A 16,540-nucleotide genomic window follows, 5' to 3' on the forward strand; every position below is an offset into this window, starting at 1 on the left:
AGTGCGGCCAACGCTCCGCCGCCCATTACCATAATCCCTCCACCTATGTCGGTGGGCTGGCCGATTTTTCCGATCTCAAAAGCCTACATTATGAGGTAGGCGCCGACCAGTGGCAAACCGGCTACCAAAGCAGTTTCCATGCTCCCGGATCGCACTGTCGACCGCAGGCCGGGAAGCGCGCTCAGTGACAATCGGACCACGTGCCGAATCGCCGAAGTTGACGACGGCATCGTGGTAGACCGCGGCGATCTGGTCGCACTCGAAGAGGGTGATCCCGTCGTAGGCCACGTCGCAAGGGTTGTACACATACTCGGGTGGAACTGGAACAAAAACCGCCTGCACCGTGACCTCCGTGGGCTGTTTCGGCAGCTCGTTGGCCGATGCGGTTGACCCGGATGTCCACAGGAAGGTCAATAGGGTAAGTCCAAGTCCGGCGAAAATGAATCTATTCAATTTGTCCCTCGACTTTAGATCAAGACTTCCCAATTCCGCTCGGTGTGGAGGCGGATAATTGGCCGCACGCGGCTGTCGATGCAGTCGGATGCGGTCAGTCTTGTTTCTCCCCCACAGAAGAACTCATAAACGATTTCACGTCGTCATGCGCGGTGGATACCGCCAGGGATCAAGCGAACACGCAGGCATGGTCCGTCGCGGTGGGGGCATCGCCGCGACGGACCATCGCCGTCGGTTATTGGCAGCTCACGATGATGTTGCCGATGAGCGAGCAGGTCGCCTTCGCCTTGTCGTTGGCGGTGTTCGGGTCGGCGGGGGCGCTGGTGGTGCGCTGGGCGGTCACGTGGTAAGTGCCGAGGGTCAGCAGGTGCACGGGAACCTGGAACTTCCTCGTGGTCGACGCGCCGACCGCGAGGGCGCCCACGGGGCAGGTCACGGTCTGGCCCGCCGCGGTGCAGCCGGACAGAGCCGTCGCCTTCATGCGCGAGGGCAGGGTCGCGGTGACGGTGCCGGTGCGCAGCGGGTCGGGGCCCGCGTTGCGGACGGTGATCGCGTATTCGATCGCGGGCACCAGCAGGCCCAGGCGCGGGGTGGCCTTGATGCCGACGGACAGGTCGCTCGCGGGCGGCACGGTGCGGTTGAGCAGCACGGAAATGCCGTCGGAGAACCGGTTCGTGGTCACCAGGTCGGGGCGGCCGTCGTTGTCGACGTCGCCGGTGTGGACCTCGGTGGGGGTGGTGCCGGTGCCCAGGGAGTCGGCGGGGACGAAGGTGCCGTCGCCGTTGCCGAGGACCGCGACGGAGTCCGCGCCGGACACCGACACAGCCAGGTCGTGGTCGCCGTCGAGGTCGAGGTCGGCGACCGCGACGCCGAACGGGTTCAAGCCGATGGGCAGGGCGGTGGGGGCGCCGAACACGCCGCCGCCCGCGCCGAGCAGGACCGAGGCGGTGCCCGCGCCGTAGTCGGCGGTGGCCAGGTCGGTCTTGCCGTCGCCGTCGAAGTCGCCCGCGGCGATGTCGATCGGGTTGGCGCCGGTGGGGAACTGGGTGGCCGCGCCGAACGTGCCGTCGCCGTTGCCCGCGAGCACGGACACGGCGCCGGTGAAGAAGCCGCCGATCGCGATGTCGGTCTTGCCGTCGCCGGTCAGGTCGCTCAGCACCACGCCGCGCGAGTAACCGCCCGCCGGGAAGTCGACGCCCGCGCCGAGCGTGCCGTCGCCCGCGCCAAGCAGCACCGTGACCCCGGTGGGCCTGCTGATCACCGCGTCGGCCTTGCCGTCGCCGTTGACGTCGCCAGCGGCGATGCCCTCTGCGCCGCCGCTGGCCGGGAAGACGGTGCGCACGCCGAACGTGCCGTCGCCGTTGCCGGGCATGATCGAGACGCCGCCCGCCACGGTGACCGCGACGTCGGTCTTGCCGTCGCGGTTGAAGTCGGCCGCGGCCAGGCCGGTGGGTTCCTCGCCGGGGAACACCGACGCGCGGGCGCCGAGCGTGCCCGCGCCCGCGCCGAGCAGCACCGTGAGTTCCCACTGGTAGCGGTCCGCGGTGACCAGGTCGGTCTTGCCGTCGCCGTTGAGGTCGGCGTCGATCACCGCTTCCGGGTGGTTCCCGGTCGAGTAGTCGACGCGCGGGGCGAAGGTGATCGGGTTCGCGGCCGAGGCCGGAACAGCCGTCACGGCCAGCGTCGTGGCCGCGATAGCCAACACGGACAGCACTCGGACACGAGTGGTCATCGGGGAATACCTCCAGTTCGGCGGTGAACTGCCGCTGACCGCCCCATCGTTCCCCGCGCCGCGCCCGTTTCCGATCCCGGCGCACTCCTTCGCTGCGTGCTCTGTCCGATTCGGACGGTGATGGCGCGCGCCCACCGACTGCCGAAGTGCTTGGTGGAAACCTCTACGGCAGCAGCTGCGCCGCGACGGTGGCACCCAGCTCCCAGCACCGCTGGAGGTCGTCCTTGCTCGCCTCGCCCATGACGACGACCGGCTCCGCGACCGGTGTCCAGCCCAGTCCCTTCGCCACCGACTCGACGCTGCGCACCGCGCCTTCGGTGCCTTGGTTCCCGTGCACGTAAAACCCGAACGGCCGCCCCTGCGTCGCGTCGAGGCACGGGTAGTAGATGGTGTCGAAGAAGTGCTTCAGCGCGCCGGACATATACCCGATGTTGGCCGGGGTCCCCAGCACGACGCCGTCGGCGGCCAGCACATCGGACGCGGTGGCCGACAGCGCGGGCCGTCGCACCACGTCGACCTCGGACAGTTCCGGGTCGTTCGCCCCGGCCAGCACCGACTCGAACATCGCCTGCAACGCGGGAGAGGGCGTGTGGTGGACGATCAGCAGTGTCGGCATGGTCCCCATCCAGCGGTGTCGGCCGCCCACGATCGTATCGCCTCACCCGGTGTCGGGCAGGTGATGGTTCGTCACGCGTTCGATGAGGGCCAGCGAGTCGGCCTCGCTGAGGGCTTGTTTGGCGAGTTGGCGGAACCGGTGGGTGGCGGCGGTGACGCGGTCGTGGTTGTCCGTGGTGAGTGGCGTAAGTCTTTCCGCTCAGACGAGATCAACTGCGTGGAGGTGCGCCAGGACCTCGCCGCGGTGCGCGAAATGATCAGCGGCCTCGCCCGCTGACGGCGACCGAGAAGCCCCCGACTCTCCGGAGGCGGGGGGTCGGCCGAGGCCGGTCACCCGGTCGGGTGCACACCGTGGGCAACGACCGATGACACTCTGATACCGGTACTGTCGACTCTCGCGACAACATCCGATCGGATACCAGGGGAACGCCATATGGCCGGGCTGGACGGAACCTTCAGGGGCTCATGCGTCGTGTGTTCCACAGGCACGGACACCGGAATCGGCTGGCGCGGCCCCCGCGAGTGGGCCATAGCCGGACTCCGGGTCGTAGGAGTGCCAGAAGCCGCCGCGAAAAACCTGGTCACCGAGCCGCCGGGCGTCACGCCTGACTCAACCGCGGGTGAGGTCACGGTCATGGTCCGGCTCTGCACCCCGTGCGCGGACAAGAGCGACACGGGGATGAAACCCGGCCTGGTGCCCAACGTGCCGCTGTACTCCCCGCTCCGGTGACCACCGGTCAGATGCTCAGCCGTGGCCGCTCCGCCGCGCACCCGATTTCCGGCGGGACCATGCGAGGAGCACCGCGTTGAGGCTGCCGGTCTTGACGATCGCGTCCTGCCAGATCAACGGGACTTCGCTGTCGTCGTTGTCGAGTCGTCGGTTGTCGGTCACTGAGCCCGAAGTCTTTCCTTCGGAGAGAGTCTCGCCGTAGTCAGCGGTCACCTACGACGGGCTAGGCCCCCAGCAGGTCTTCGACCTCGGCCGCCAGGGTGTCGAGTCGTTGGGACGCGGTCGCGCGGGTGGTGGGGAGGCTGGCGGCGTCGGGGACCGGGGCGACGATTTCCAGGTACGCCTTGGCTTTCGGCTCGGTGCCCGAGGGGCGGATGACCACCCGCACGCCCTCGCCCGTGTAGCGCAGCACGTCTGCCTGGGGGAGCAGGTCTTCGGCTGTGACGGCCACGCCGCCTAGTTCGTCGGGGGGTGCGGCGCGCAGGCTGGCCATCAGGGCGCTGATGCGGCCGAGGTCGGTGACCCGCAGCGAGACCTGCCGGGTCAGGTGCAGGCCGTGGGTCACGGCGAGGTCGTCCAGGGCGTCGAGCAGGGTGCGGCCCTGGGCGCGGAGGGTGGCGGCGAGGTCGCAGGCGAGGACGGCGGCGGAGATGCCGTCCTTGTCGCGCACGAAGTCCGGGTCGACGCAGTGGCCGAGGGCTTCTTCGTAGGCGTAGACCAGGTTGTCGCCCGCGCGGACCAGCCACTTGAAGCCCGTCAGCGTCGCCGCGTGGCGGGCGTTGTGGGCGGCTGCGATCGACGCCAGCAATGACGATGACACGATTGTGTTGGCCACCAAAGGACTAGCACTGTCTGAAGTGGACAGTATGTGCTCGCCGAGCAGGGCTCCGGTTTCGTCGCCGGAGAGCATCCGCCAGGCGCCGTCGCGGTCACGGACGCCGAGGGCGCAGCGGTCGGCGTCCGGGTCGAGGGCGACCGCGATGTCACTGTCCATTTCGGACGCCATGGCGAGCAGCAGGTCCGTCGCGCCGGGTTCCTCCGGGTTCGGGAACGGCACGGTGGGGAAATCCGGGTCGGGCTGGGTCTGGTCGGCGACCATGCTGACGTCGGTGAAACCCGCCTGGTGCAAGGCAAGCGCCAGCGGACCGGCGCCCACGCCGTGCAGGGCCGTCGCGGCGACCCGCAGTTCCCGCGCGCTGCCCCGGGGCAGGCTCGCCACCCGGTCCAGGTACGCGGTCAGCACCTCCGTGCCCAACGCCGTCCAGGTCGCGGCCTGGGGCACCGAGATCGCGGCAGGCGCGGCCGCGATGGCGGCCTCGATCTCGCGGTCGGCGGGCGGGACGATCTGCGCGCCGGAGTCCACGTACAGCTTGTAACCGTTGTCGGCGGGCGGATTGTGCGACGCGGTGATCATCACCCCGGCCACCGCGCGCAGCGACCGCACCGCGAACGCCAGCACCGGCGTCGGCAGCGGCCGGGGCAGCACCAGCACGTCGAACCCGGCGGCCGCCAGCACCCCGGCCGCGTCCGCGTGGAACGCCGCCGACCCGTGCCGCGCGTCGCGGCCCACGATCACGATCCCGCCCGCGTGCCCCCGCGCCGCCAGCCACGCCGCCACGCCTGCCGTCGTGCGGATGACCACGGCGCGGTTCATGCCGTTGGGACCGGCCCGAACCGGGCCGCGCAGGCCCGCGGTGCCGAACGTCAGCGGTCCCGCCATCCGGTCGGCCAACTCGTCGACCGCGGCGGCGTCGCCGCCCATGGCCGCCGCGACGATCCGCTGAAGCTCCAGCTTGCTGTCCGGGTCCGGGTCGTCCGCGAGCCAGCGGAACGCGCGGTCGCGCAGGTCGGGGGCGAGCCGGGTCACGACCGGACGACCAGCTCGCGCAGCAGCCCGCCCATGGTGCTCGCCGCCGCGCGGCCCGCTTCCAGGACCTCGATGTGGTTCAGCGGCTCGCCGGTCATCCCCGCCGCCAGGTTGGTCACCAGCGACAGCCCCAGCACCTCGACCCCGGCCGCCCGCGCCGCGATGGCCTCCAGCACCGTCGACATGCCCACCAGGTCGGCGCCCAGCACACGCAGCATGGAGATCTCGGCGGGCGTCTCGAAATGCGGCCCCGGCAGGCCCGCGTAGACGCCCTCGATCAGCGACGGGTCGATCTCGCGGGCCAGCAGCCGCAGGCGCGGCGAGTACAGATCGGTCAGGTCCACGAACTCCGCGCCCACCAGCGGCGACTTCGCGGTGAGGTTCAGGTGGTCGCTGATCAGCACCGGCTGCCCCACCCGCACGCCCGCCTTGAGGCAGCCCGCCGCGTTGGTCAGCACGACCGTCCGCACGCCCGCCGCCGCCGCCGTGCGCACCCCGTGCACCGCGCGCGCCACACCGTGGCCCTCGTAGACGTGGGTGCGGCCCAACAGGATCAGCACCCGCTTGTCGCCGACCTGGACCGAGCGGATCGTCCCGCCGTGGCCCGCCACCGTCGGCCGGATGAAGCCGGGCAGGTCCGCCATCGGCACCTCGGCCTCGGCGGGGCCGAGCTGGTCGGCGGCGGGCCGCCACCCGGAGCCCAGCACGAGGGCGAGGTCGTGGGAGTCGGCCCCGGTGCGCTCGGCAAGCGCTTTCGCCGCCTGCTCGGCGACCGCGCGGGGGTCTGTGTCGAAGTCGGTACCGGTCACGACGGGAGCTTACGCGGCGGCGGGTTCCCGCGTCGGGAAGCGGTTGCGCAGGGCCAGGAACACCGGGAAGCCGATCGGGGACAGCAGGATGGTGAACACCAGCAGCGGCCCCATGATCAGCGGGTGGATGTCGCGCCGCCTGCTCTCCAGGTACATCCACCGCCCGATGAACAAATCCCACGCGATGACCTGCGCCCAGATCAGCGCCACCGCGCCGTCGTCGCGCAGGAAGGCCGCGAACCCCGCCAGGGACGGCCGGGTCACCTCCACCCACAGTTCCGGGAACCGCGGCACGGCCAGCACCGCCCACACTGCCAGCGTCGGCGCGACGATCCACGGCGACGCCACGATCCGGCGCGTCCACGACCACTTCGGCGCCAGGATCATCAGCGCCCAGAACGGCGCGGCGAGCCAGAACGCCAGGTCGAACATCGTCCCCATCACGCCGCCGCCTTCGCCCGCGCGCTGGCCAGGCCCGCCGCCACGGCCGCGGCCAGCACGCCGAACGCCGTCCCGGTGATCCAGTCCGGGGCGATCAGCGGCTGCCCGCGCAGCGCCTGCCAGGTGACCAGCGCGACCAGGCCCGCGTAGCCCAGGCCGAGGGACCAGACCACCCGGACCGAGGACCGCTCGTCGGCGCGGCCGCGGAGCAGCATCGCGGCCAGCGGCAGCAGTTGCAGCGCGTGCAACCCGATGAAGTGCCCGACGCGCAGGTCGCCGCCGATGGTGCTCCAGCCGGTCAGGAACATCCCCGGGCCGCCGTCGGGCACGCCGACGCTGTGCCCGCCCTCAAAGCCGTCGACGCCGCTGACGTTGGCCACCATCAGCCCGGCCTGCAGCATCCCCACCAGCGAGATCGCCATGCCCAGCCGGATCGCGAGCAGTTCCGGCGCGGGCGCGAGCCGCCGCGCGCCCAGGCGCAGCGCCAGCAGCAGCGTGCCCACCCAGAGCACCGCGACCGTGATGCCCATGACCTGGAACAGCATCGAGTCGAAGGGGGTGAGGCTGTTGAAGTGGCTGCCCGTGCCGCGCACCACCTGCCCGGTGATGATCACCATCTCGATCAGCGAGGTCGCCACCAGCACGACCGCGATCCGGTTCAGCGCGCGCGGCGGCTTCGGGTGCAGTGACACCAGCCAGGCCCAACTGAGCCCGTAGAGGGCGAACGAAACGCTGAACTTGAGCGGCTTGGCCCAGATCGGCGCGCCGAGGAACACCCGGTCGTCCACGATCAGCCCGATCAGCGACGCCACGCCCCACCCGACCATCAACCCCGAGAAGAGCACTAACGGCCGGTTCCAGGTCCTCAGCACGGTTCCCCCTCATATGGATAGCAGCACTGTCTGTTATCCATAAGTACACTAGTCGGCGAGGGGTGTCCAGCGTGGGGAGCGGTGTGCGGATAGCGGAACTGAGCAGGCGCAGCGGCGTGGCGGTGCCGACGATCAAGTACTACCTGCGCGAAGGAATGCTGCCCCCCGGCGAACGCACCAGCCCCAACCAGGCGCTCTACGACGAGACCCACGTCCACCGCCTCCGCCTCGTCCGCGCCCTCATCGACGTCGGCGGCCTGTCCGTCGCCGCCGTCCGCGACGTCCTCGCCACCGTCGACTCGTCGTCGGAGGACATGCCGACCCGAGACCTCGACCGGCTCATGGGCACCGTCCAGAAAGCGGTCCTGTCCATCCCCGACCCCGCCGACGAAGCCGTCCAGGCCGAGGCGGAACGGGAAGTCGTCGACCTCATCGCCGAACGCGACTGGATTTGCGGGGCCGACCACCCCGCCGTCGGCGCCCTGGCCACCGTCCTGGTCACCGCCCAGGCCCTGGGCCACAGCCGCTTCCTCGACGCCGTCCGCCGCTACGCCGAAGCCATGGAATTGGTGGCGGTGGTCGACCTGGACTACGTGGCCCAGGCCAACACCGTCGACGACATGCTCGAAAGCGTCGTCATCGGCACGGTTCTCGGCGATTCCGCCATGATGGCGCTGCGCCGCCTGGCCGAGTCGAACGAGTCCGGCAAGCGCTACGGCCGCCGGAAACCGGATTCCGCCTGATCAGCGGGGCAGTCGGGGCTCGATGAGCTGTGCCATCTGGAGCGCCAGTTCGCAGGACTTGGCCTGGTCGTCGCCCGCGACGACCAGGGCGGACGCTCGGGTGCTCTCGGTGACGAACATGTGCACGGTGCAGGTTCCAGGCCCGGCGCTCAGATTGGTTTGCACGGCTTTGCGGCCTCCGATGGGCGGGAGGTCTTTGTTGTTGAGGTCGCTGGGTAGGTCGTTGAGACCGTATTTGTCGTTGACTCCCGCATCGAAGATGAAGGTGCGTTCTGGTCCTCGGAGCCGCCAGACGCAGTTTCGTCCTGATCCGGTGTCGTCTGGCTCGCCTGGGCCGCTGACGCCGAGTTGCGTTTTGCCTTCTTCGGTGAGCAGGTCGCAGGGGTCGATGTCGGCCAGCGGGCTGTCGGCGGGCTTGGTGGTGGTGCTGGTGGGCCGCTTGGGTGCTGTTGTCGTGTCCGTGGGGAAGGTTGACGCTCCAGGGACCGGGGTTCCCGGAGTGTCGGTGGAACACGCCGCGACGGTCAGCAACAGGGTGAACACCGCTGCTCGGACAGCGGACAGTGGCGCGATCATCGGTGGTTGTCGTCCTACCCGTCTTGGTCGAGTTTCCCCGCGGCGTTCTCGTCGGCCTGCTTGTAGTTTGCCATAGCGATCTTGACCGCTTCCTGAAACTTGAGCAGTTCGGCGGGGAGCGCCGCCAACTGGGTCAGGAAGCCCTGTTCATCGGTGGCCACTGACACCAATAGGGGCTTCATGATCTCCGCGTTGTTGCTCGATCCCAACTGGGGCGTCTCCGCCAGCCTGGCCAGGCGGTGTCGCTCCTCGTCGTACCAGTCGAGCAACTCGCGGGCGGCCCGCAGGAGGGCCTGGCCGCCGTGTTCGTTGACGGCGAAGCTGCCGCTCTTGGCGGCGTTGAGGAAGTTGCTGATGCCCGAGCCGATGGCGGCGAAGTCGGAGCTGCCTCTGTCGACGTACAAGTGTCCTCCCCTGGTCGGGGCGAAAGTAGCAACCGGCGGGAGGTCGCGGGTGGGAATCCGGGAATCTGGAAGGGAAGTTCAGCCGCTTGGCCGGAACTCCGGGGCGATGCGGGTGAACAGGTCTCGTCTGCCGGAGTCTTCCTGGTCGATGGGGACGGTGACGCTGACTACCCAGAGATCCTGGGACCGCGGAAGGATGTTCGCGAACGAAACCCGGTTCACGTCGCTTCCCTCGGCGGCCGTTTCCACGCTCCGGTAAGTGATGTGGCGGGCGGATTCCGGGACGGCGGGATCGGGAAGCGGCATGTCCCCGACAACCCGATACCCGGGAACGCGGCCTGCCAACGCCCGGACGTACATTCCGACCGTGTGTTTCGGATAGAAGTTCGGAAACCGTTCGACCACCAATTCCGCCGCCCCGTCCGGGGACACCCAGTGCACCCGAGTGCTGTTCGGCAGTGTTCTGGCGGTGCGCTGCTCGACGAACTTCACCCAGTCCGCGGGCGCCGGAATGGTGAATCCCCCGCCTTGTTCCCCCGCGAGCGTGGCGGCATCGGCCGTGCGCGGCACCAGGTCGCGCAGGGGAGCCGACGCGGGTGGGGAGGTGGGGGGCGGGTCCGGCGGGAGGATGGCCTGCCCGCCGACCACGCGGGTGAGGGCGAAGCCCGCCGCGGCGGCCACCATGAACAGCAGCACCGCCGCGACCGCCAGCGCCGCGGCGCCCGGCCGCCGCGGGGGTGCCGCGAACGGCAGGGGGCCGGGGGCGGGGGCCAGCGGCGCGCTCGTCTCCCCGGGCGGCGCGGGCGGCGGCGCGGGCGGCGGTGTGATCGGCTTGGGCGCCACCGTCGGGGTGTCCTCGGTCACCGCGAAGCTTCGGTACGCCGGGCTTCCTGGCGCGGGCAGCAGCGGGTGCAGCCGCTCCCGCACCTCCCGCAGCGGCAGGCGGGCCGTCGGGTCCTTCACCATCAGCCCGGTGATGATCGGTCGCAGCGGGCCCTCGTGCGCGGGCTGGGGGACCTCGCCGTCGACGACCTTGGCGATGGTCTCCACCACCGCGCCGTCCGGGTCGTAGGGGGCGTTGCCCTCCACGGCGGCGAAGAGGGTGGCGCCGAGGCCCCACAGGTCCGCCTGGGGGGTGACTTGGCCGCCGGAGGCGATTTCGGGGGCGATGTAACTGGGGGAGCCCAGCATGACGCCGGTGCGGGTGAGGGTGCGCTCGGAGACGTTGCGGGCGATGCCGAAGTCGGTCAGCTTGACCCGCCCGTCCGGGCCGACGAGAACGTTGCCCGGTTTGACGTCCCGGTGGGTGATGCCCGCGCTGTGCGCCGCCGCCAGGCCTGCCGCCACCGCGTCCGCCACGATCGCGGCCTGGGTGGTGTCGAGTGGACCGTTGGCCTTCAGCAACTCCGCGAGGCTGGTGGCGGCCATGAACTCCATGACGACGAACGGCTCGTCGTCCTCCAGCGCGACGTCGTGCAGGGTGATCACGTTCGGGTGCGAGACGACGGCGATGGCGCGGGCCTCGCGCAGCGTGCGCTCGCGGAGTTCGTCGGCCTGGGCCTGGGGCACCCCGGGCGGGAGCCGCACCTGTTTCACCGCGACCGGTCTGCGCAGGTACTCGTCGTAGGCTTCCCAGACCGTGCCCATCGACCCCTGGCCGAGCAGCCGCCGCAGGCGGTATCTGCCCGCGACCAGGCGATCGGCGGGTTCCGGGGTGGACACACCGCCATTGTCGCCGACGCGGCGGTGGGGCCGGGGTGAAAGTGATACCGCGATCAGCCTCACACGTCCGTCGCCTGGTGTTGAGCGCGGGTTTCCGTAGCATTGCGGGGCATGACACCCCCCTCCGCGCCGCACGCCGAGCCGGACGACCTGATCCTCGCGGGTGAGTTCGACGATGCCGCGCGTGAGCAGTGGCAACACCTGGTCGAGGGCGTGCTGCGCAAGTCCGACGCGATCCCGGAGGGCTACGCCCACCCGGTCGAGACGCTGCTGAGCAGCCGCACCTACGACGGCATCGTGGTCAACCCGCTCTACACCGCCGACAGCGCCGCGCCCTCGGCCGGTTACCCGGGGTTGCCGCCGTTCCTGCGCGGCAGCCGCCCGGAGGGCCACGTCGCGACCGGGTGGGATGTGCGGCAGCGGCACGCCGACCCGAACCCGGAGGCCACCCGCAAGGCGGTGCTGGCCGACCTGGAGAACGGCGTGTCGTCGCTGTGGCTGGTCGTCGGCGACGGCGGCCTGCCGGTCGGCGCGCTCGGCGACGTCCTCCAGGACGTCTACCTCGACCTCGCGCCGGTCACCCTCGACGCGGGCGCCCGGTTCCGCGAAGCCGCCGACGAGTTGCTGCGGCTGCACGCGGACAAGGGCATCCCGGCCAGCGAGGTCAAGGGCAACCTGGGCGCCGACCCGATCGGCCACCACACCCGCACCAACTCCGGCGCCGACCTCGACGGGGCCGCCGCGCTCGCGGTCGCCGCCGCCGAGTACCCGAAGCTGCGGTCGATCGTGGTCGACGGCCTGCCGTTCCACCAGGCTGGCGGGTCCGACGCCGAGGAGTTGGGCGCGTCCCTCGCCGCGGGCGTCGCCTACCTGCGGGCCCTCACCGCGGCCGGGTTGAGCGTCGACGCCGCCGCCGCGCAGCTTGAGTTCCGCTACGCGGCCGGGGCCGACCAGTTCCTCACCATCGCCAAGTTCCGCGCCGCGCGGCGGCTTTGGGCGCGCGTCGCCACTGTGAGCGGAGTCAGCGGCACGTCAGCGGCTCAGCGGCAGCACGCGGTCAGCTCGCCCGCGATGATGACCCGCCGCGACCCGTGGGTGAACATGCTGCGCACCACGCTCGCCTGCTTCGGCGCGGGCGTCGGCGGCGCGGACGCGGTCACCGTGCTCCCCTTCGACGCCGCGCTCGGCCTGCCCGACGCGTTCGCCCGGCGCATCGCCCGCAACACCCAGTCGGTGCTGCTGGAAGAGTCCAAACTGGCCGGTGTGATCGACCCGGCGGGCGGTTCCTGGTACGTGGAAACGCTTTCCGACGAGCTGGCCAAGGCGGCGTGGGCCTGGTTCACCGAGATCGAGCGCGCGGGCGGGCTGCTCGCCGCGCTGGACTCCGGCCTGGTCGCCGACCGGCTCGCCGCCACCTGGCAGGCCCGCTCGGCGAACCTGGCCACCCGCGCGGACGCGATCACCGGCGTCAGCGAGTTCCCCAACCTGGCGGAGAAGTCCCCGGTGCGCGAGCCGGAGCCGCCCGCGCCGACCGGCGGGCTCCCCGCGGTGCGCTACGCCGAGGCGTACGAGGAACTGCGCGACCGTTCCGATAGGACATTCGCGGAGCGGGGCGCGCGCCCCAAGGTCTTCCTCGCCACCCTCGGCCCGGTCGCCGCGCACACCGCGCGCGCCACCTTCGCGGCCAACCTGTTCCAGGCGGGCGGCATCGAGACCGTGTCGGGCGGGGTGATCGCAGACGCCGAGACCGCGGCCGCTCGGTTCGCCGAGAGCGGCGCGGCGATCGCGTGCCTGTGCGGCTCGGAGAAGTCCTACGGCGAGCTGGCCGGGCCGGTCGCCGAGGAGCTGAAAGCGGCGGGCGCGACCCGCGTCCTGTTGGCTGGCAAGCCGTCCGACGACCACCTGCGGTCCGGAGTGGACGATTTCGTCTTCACCGGCTGCGACGCGCTGCAGGTCCTGCGCGCCACCCTGGAGACGCTGGGAGTCACCGCATGAGTATCCCCGATTTCTCCGCAGTCGAGCTTGGCGAGCCCACCGCGGGCAGCGCCGCGCAGTGGCAGGAAGCCCTGCTGAAGAGCACCGGCAAGGACGCGGACGCGCTGGCCTGGGAGACCCCGGAGGGCATCGGCGTCAAGCCGGTCTACACCGCCGAGGACACCGAGGGCCTGGACTTCCTCGACACCTACCCCGGTATCGCGCCGTTCCTGCGCGGCCCGTACCCGACGATGTATGTGAACCAGCCGTGGACGATCCGGCAGTACGCCGGGTTCTCCACCGCCGAGGAGTCCAACGCCTTCTACCGCCGCAACCTCGCCGCCGGTCAGAAGGGCCTGTCGGTCGCGTTCGACCTCGCGACCCACCGCGGCTACGACTCCGACCACCCGCGCGTCGCTGGCGACGTCGGCATGGCCGGGGTCGCGATCGACTCCATCTACGACATGCGCCAGCTTTTCGACGGCATCCCGCTCGACAAGATGAGCGTGTCGATGACCATGAACGGCGCCGTCCTGCCGGTGCTCGCGCTCTACGTCGTCGCGGCCGAGGAGCAGGGGGTCACGCCGGACAAGCTGGCCGGGACCATCCAGAACGACATCCTCAAAGAGTTCATGGTCCGCAACACCTACATCTACCCGCCGCGGCCGTCGATGCGGATCATCTCCGACATCTTCGCCTACACCTCGGCGAACATGCCCAAGTACAACTCCATCTCGATTTCCGGCTACCACATGCAGGAAGCCGGGGCGACCGCCGACCTGGAGCTGGCCTACACCCTGGCCGACGGCGTGGAGTACATCCGGGCGGGCCGCGGCGCGGGCATGGACGTCGACCGGTTCGCGCCCCGGCTGTCGTTCTTCTGGGCGATCGGCATGAACTTCTTCATGGAGGTCGCCAAGATGCGCGCGGCCCGGCTGCTGTGGGCCAAGCTGGTCAAGCAGTTCGAGCCGAAGTCGGCGAAGTCGCTGAGCCTGCGCACGCACTGCCAGACCTCGGGCTGGTCGCTGACCGCGCAGGACGTCTACAACAACGTCATCCGCACCTGCGTCGAGGCCATGGCCGCCACGCAGGGGCACACGCAGTCCTTGCACACCAACGCCTTGGACGAGGCGCTGGCGCTGCCCACGGACTTCTCCGCGCGCATCGCCCGCAACACGCAGCTGGTGCTCCAGCAGGAATCCGGCACCACCCGGGTCATCGACCCGTGGGGCGGCAGCGCTTTCGTCGAGCGCCTGACCTACGAGCTCGCCCGCAAGGCGTGGGGCCACATCAGCGAGGTCGAGGCCGCGGGCGGCATGGCGCAGGCCATCGACGCGGGCATTCCCAAGCTGCGCATCGAGGAAGCCGCCGCGCGCACCCAGGCCCGCATCGACTCCGGGCGGCAGCCGGTCATCGGTGTCAACAAGTACCGCGTGGCGGAAGAAGAGCAGATCGACGTCCTCAAGGTCGACAACGCGGGCGTGCGGGCGCAGCAGATCGAGAAGCTGCGCAGGCTGCGCGAGGAACGCGACAACGACGCCGTGGCGCGCAAGCTCGACGCGCTCACCCGGGCCGCGGACTCCGACGGAAACCTGTTGGAGCTGGCCATCGACGCGGCCCGCGAGAAGGCCACCGTCGGCGAGATCTCCGAGGCGCTGGGCAAGGTCTGGGGCCGCCACGCCGCCCAGATCCGGACGATTTCCGGTGTGTACCGCGACGAGGTGGGTCAGGTGTCCAATGTGGAGGACGCACGCAAGGTGGTTGACGCCTTCGCGGACGCCGAGGGTCGCAGGCCGCGCATCCTGGTCGCCAAGATGGGCCAGGACGGCCACGACCGCGGCCAGAAGGTGATCGCGACCGCGTTCGCCGACCTCGGCTTCGACGTCGATGTGGGCCCGCTGTTCTCCACCCCGGGCGAGGTCGCGCGCCAGGCCGTCGAGGCCGACGTGCACATCGTCGGGGTCAACTCGCTCGCCGCAGGCCACCTCACCCTGGTGCCCGCGCTGCGCGAGGAGCTGGCCGGGCTGGGCCGCGACGACATCATGATCGTCGTCGGCGGCGTCATCCCGCCGCAGGACTTCGACGAGCTGCGCGCGGCGGGCGCGGCGGCGATCTTCCCGCCCGGCACGGTGATCGCCGACGCCGCGGCGGAACTGCTGCGCAAGCTCGCCGAGCAGCACGGGCACGAGCTTGGCTGAGTCAACAGGCCAGCCGACCGGCAAGCCCATCGACGTCAGCGAGTACGCCAAGGGGGTGCTCGCCGGGGACCGCGGCCTGCTGTCCCGGGCGATCACCCTCGTGGAGTCCCGCCGCGCCGACCACCGCGCGCTCGCCCAAGAGCTTTTGGTCGAGCTGCTCCCGCACGCGGGCGGCGCGCACCGGGTCGGCATCACCGGCGTCCCCGGCGTCGGCAAGTCGACCTTCATCGACGCGCTGGGCAGCAACCTCACCTCGGCCGGGCACAAGGTCGCCGTGCTCGCCGTCGACCCGTCGTCCACCCGGACCCGCGGCAGCATCCTCGGCGACAAGACCCGGATGGCGCGGCTGGCGGTCGACCCGGCCGCGTTCATCCGCCCGTCGCCCACCTCGGGCACGCTGGGCGGGGTCGCCAAGGCCACCCGCGAGACGATCGTGCTGATGGAGGCCGCGGGCTACGACATCGTGCTGGTGGAGACCGTCGGCGTCGGCCAGTCCGAGACCACGGTCGCCAACATGGTCGACTGCTTCCTGTTCCTGACCCTGGCCAGGACCGGCGACCAGCTCCAGGGCATCAAGAAGGGCGTCCTGGAACTCGCCGACGTGATCGCGGTCAACAAGGCAGACGGCGACCACGCCCGCGAGGCGCAGAAGGCCGCCCGCGAGCTCGCCGGGGCGCTGCGGCTGCTGCGCTCCCCGGACGCGAGCTGGAACCCGCCGGTGCTGACGTGCAGCGGCCAGGAGAACATCGGCCTGGACGCGCTGTGGACCCAGATCGAGCAGCACCACCGGGCCCTGTCCGAGACCGGGGAGCTGGCCGAGAAGCGCACCCGCCAGCAGGTCGACTGGACCTGGGCGATGGTCCAGGACACCCTGTTGACCCGCCTGCACGACCACCCGGCCGTGCGTTCCCTCACCCCGGAGGTCGAGCGCCAGGTGCGCGCCGGGCAGCTCACCGCGACCCTGGCGGCTGAGAAGATCCTTTCGGCCTTCGCGGAGCCGGAGCGGGCCGACTAACCTGGTGCGAGCCTCATCTTCCCTGACCCAGGAGGGCCGGCACTTGTCCGTCCGCGCGACTCGGCTGTTGCTCGCAGCGCTCTTCGGCATCGTCGTACTTTTCGGTGCCGCCCCGCCTGCCTCGGCCACCGGCCTGGCGCAACCGCCGACCACGACCGCCCCGAGCGTCGACCTCCCGGACCAGCCCTCCGAGGCCGACGTGGCCAAGGACAAGAACAAGCTGGTCGTCGGGGTGGTGGCGGTCGCGCTGCTGGGCATCGTGGTCTACGGCCACCAGATTCGGGCCAAACGCAAGAAGAAGGGCTGACCCCGCCGGTCACCGGTTGCCGCCACCCGGGTGGCGGCAACCGGACGCGACCAGGGGAAGCGGAGGCGGGTCGTGGCGCAGC

Annotated in this window: 18 protein-coding genes; 7 read left to right on the top strand and 11 right to left on the bottom strand. The window is 70.8% G+C overall.

The window, feature by feature from the left end:
* Nucleotides 1–75 precede the first annotated feature (75 nt).
* The 3 genes from BLS56_RS30700 to BLS56_RS17800 form a co-directional block, all read right to left on the bottom strand.
* On the bottom strand, nucleotides 76–414 hold the full coding sequence (locus BLS56_RS30700; RefSeq protein WP_139190789.1) for a hypothetical protein: 339 nt from the start codon (nucleotides 412–414) through the stop codon (nucleotides 76–78).
* A gap of 274 nt (nucleotides 415–688) precedes the next feature.
* A complete protein-coding gene (locus BLS56_RS17795; protein WP_091452019.1) occupies nucleotides 689–2,185 on the bottom strand; it encodes an FG-GAP-like repeat-containing protein in 1,497 nt (498 codons plus the stop codon).
* Between the two features lie 163 nt (nucleotides 2,186–2,348).
* Nucleotides 2,349–2,801, bottom strand: coding sequence for a flavodoxin family protein (locus tag BLS56_RS17800; RefSeq protein WP_091452023.1), 453 nt, complete (start codon nucleotides 2,799–2,801; stop codon nucleotides 2,349–2,351).
* A 15-nt stretch (nucleotides 2,802–2,816) separates the two neighbouring features.
* Here BLS56_RS17800 and BLS56_RS17805 point away from each other — a divergent pair, with 15 nt between their 5' ends.
* Nucleotides 2,817–3,077 carry a DUF397 domain-containing protein gene (locus BLS56_RS17805; protein WP_091452026.1) on the top strand — a complete coding sequence of 87 codons (261 nt, stop codon included), beginning with the start codon at nucleotides 2,817–2,819 and terminating at the stop codon, nucleotides 3,075–3,077.
* A gap of 276 nt (nucleotides 3,078–3,353) precedes the next feature.
* Nucleotides 3,354–3,530: a hypothetical protein gene (locus BLS56_RS31530; RefSeq protein WP_175482901.1), complete on the top strand. Its 177-nt coding sequence runs from the start codon at nucleotides 3,354–3,356 to the stop codon at nucleotides 3,528–3,530.
* Nucleotides 3,531–3,545: 15 nt separating this feature from the next.
* Here the strand turns inward: BLS56_RS31530 and BLS56_RS30705 are convergent, their stop codons facing one another.
* The 5 genes from BLS56_RS30705 to BLS56_RS17830 are packed head-to-tail and all read right to left on the bottom strand — an operon-like array spanning nucleotide 3,546 to nucleotide 7,519.
* The gene (locus BLS56_RS30705; RefSeq protein WP_139190791.1) at nucleotides 3,546–3,743 is read right to left on the bottom strand and encodes a hypothetical protein; all 198 of its coding nucleotides are present in this window, start codon (nucleotides 3,741–3,743) and stop codon (nucleotides 3,546–3,548) included.
* Nucleotides 3,744–3,753: 10 nt separating this feature from the next.
* Nucleotides 3,754–5,397, bottom strand: a complete 1,644-nt coding sequence (locus BLS56_RS17815) for a phospho-sugar mutase (protein WP_091452033.1) — start codon at nucleotides 5,395–5,397, stop codon at nucleotides 3,754–3,756.
* On the bottom strand, nucleotides 5,394–6,206 hold the full coding sequence (locus tag BLS56_RS17820) for a purine-nucleoside phosphorylase (RefSeq protein WP_091452036.1): 813 nt from the start codon (nucleotides 6,204–6,206) through the stop codon (nucleotides 5,394–5,396). Before BLS56_RS17820 ends, BLS56_RS17815 begins: the two co-directional genes overlap by 4 nt.
* A gap of 9 nt (nucleotides 6,207–6,215) precedes the next feature.
* Entirely contained in the window at nucleotides 6,216–6,647 is a 432-nt protein-coding gene (locus BLS56_RS17825; protein WP_091452039.1) for an ABA4-like family protein, read from the bottom strand.
* Nucleotides 6,647–7,519, bottom strand: a complete 873-nt coding sequence (locus tag BLS56_RS17830) for a hypothetical protein (RefSeq protein WP_139190793.1) — start codon at nucleotides 7,517–7,519, stop codon at nucleotides 6,647–6,649. Before BLS56_RS17830 ends, BLS56_RS17825 begins: the two co-directional genes overlap by 1 nt.
* Nucleotides 7,520–7,602: 83 nt before the next feature.
* Between BLS56_RS17830 and BLS56_RS17835 the strand changes: the two genes are divergently transcribed.
* Nucleotides 7,603–8,262, top strand: a complete 660-nt coding sequence (locus BLS56_RS17835) for a MerR family transcriptional regulator (RefSeq protein ID WP_091452045.1) — start codon at nucleotides 7,603–7,605, stop codon at nucleotides 8,260–8,262.
* Here BLS56_RS17835 and BLS56_RS17840 read toward each other — a convergent pair whose 3' ends face one another.
* The 3 genes from BLS56_RS17840 to BLS56_RS17850 form a co-directional block, all read right to left on the bottom strand.
* On the bottom strand, nucleotides 8,263–8,838 hold the full coding sequence (locus tag BLS56_RS17840; protein ID WP_091452047.1) for a DUF3558 domain-containing protein: 576 nt from the start codon (nucleotides 8,836–8,838) through the stop codon (nucleotides 8,263–8,265).
* Between the two features lie 14 nt (nucleotides 8,839–8,852).
* Nucleotides 8,853–9,242 carry a hypothetical protein gene (locus BLS56_RS17845; RefSeq protein WP_091452048.1) on the bottom strand — a complete coding sequence of 130 codons (390 nt, stop codon included), beginning with the start codon at nucleotides 9,240–9,242 and terminating at the stop codon, nucleotides 8,853–8,855.
* Nucleotides 9,243–9,320: 78 nt separating this feature from the next.
* Nucleotides 9,321–10,964 carry a serine/threonine-protein kinase gene (locus tag BLS56_RS17850; RefSeq protein ID WP_267463926.1) on the bottom strand — a complete coding sequence of 548 codons (1,644 nt, stop codon included), beginning with the start codon at nucleotides 10,962–10,964 and terminating at the stop codon, nucleotides 9,321–9,323.
* A gap of 111 nt (nucleotides 10,965–11,075) precedes the next feature.
* Here BLS56_RS17850 and BLS56_RS17855 point away from each other — a divergent pair, with 111 nt between their 5' ends.
* The 4 genes from BLS56_RS17855 to BLS56_RS17870 are packed head-to-tail and all read left to right on the top strand — an operon-like array spanning nucleotide 11,076 to nucleotide 16,458.
* The gene (locus BLS56_RS17855; RefSeq protein ID WP_091452051.1) at nucleotides 11,076–12,959 is read left to right on the top strand and encodes a methylmalonyl-CoA mutase family protein; all 1,884 of its coding nucleotides are present in this window, start codon (nucleotides 11,076–11,078) and stop codon (nucleotides 12,957–12,959) included.
* Nucleotides 12,956–15,136 (top strand): methylmalonyl-CoA mutase, encoded by a 2,181-nt coding sequence (gene scpA / locus BLS56_RS17860; RefSeq protein ID WP_091452054.1) that lies wholly within the window; start codon nucleotides 12,956–12,958, stop codon nucleotides 15,134–15,136. The genes BLS56_RS17855 and scpA overlap by 4 nt, the downstream gene beginning before the upstream one ends.
* Nucleotides 15,129–16,151, top strand: a complete 1,023-nt coding sequence (gene meaB, locus BLS56_RS17865) for a methylmalonyl Co-A mutase-associated GTPase MeaB (protein ID WP_407640529.1) — start codon at nucleotides 15,129–15,131, stop codon at nucleotides 16,149–16,151. The genes scpA and meaB overlap by 8 nt, the downstream gene beginning before the upstream one ends.
* A 43-nt stretch (nucleotides 16,152–16,194) precedes the next feature.
* A complete protein-coding gene (locus BLS56_RS17870; RefSeq protein ID WP_091452055.1) occupies nucleotides 16,195–16,458 on the top strand; it encodes a hypothetical protein in 264 nt (87 codons plus the stop codon).
* Nucleotides 16,459–16,540 lie beyond the last annotated feature (82 nt).

This window comes from Actinokineospora iranica, from assembly GCF_900101685.1.
GTDB classification, from domain to species: domain Bacteria; phylum Actinomycetota; class Actinomycetes; order Mycobacteriales; family Pseudonocardiaceae; genus Actinokineospora; species Actinokineospora iranica.

Coding starts and splice junctions, on each gene's coding strand:
- BLS56_RS17840 (WP_091452047.1), bottom strand. CDS start 8,838: ATGATCGCGCCACTGTCCGCTGTCCGAGCAGCGGTGTTCACCCTGTTG.
- BLS56_RS17800 (WP_091452023.1), bottom strand. CDS start 2,801: ATGCCGACACTGCTGATCGTCCACCACACGCCCTCTCCCGCGTTGCAG.
- scpA (WP_091452054.1), top strand. CDS start 12,956: ATGAGTATCCCCGATTTCTCCGCAGTCGAGCTTGGCGAGCCCACCGCG.
- BLS56_RS17795 (WP_091452019.1), bottom strand. CDS start 2,185: ATGACCACTCGTGTCCGAGTGCTGTCCGTGTTGGCTATCGCGGCCACG.
- BLS56_RS17855 (WP_091452051.1), top strand. CDS start 11,076: ATGACACCCCCCTCCGCGCCGCACGCCGAGCCGGACGACCTGATCCTC.
- BLS56_RS17825 (WP_091452039.1), bottom strand. CDS start 6,647: ATGGGGACGATGTTCGACCTGGCGTTCTGGCTCGCCGCGCCGTTCTGG.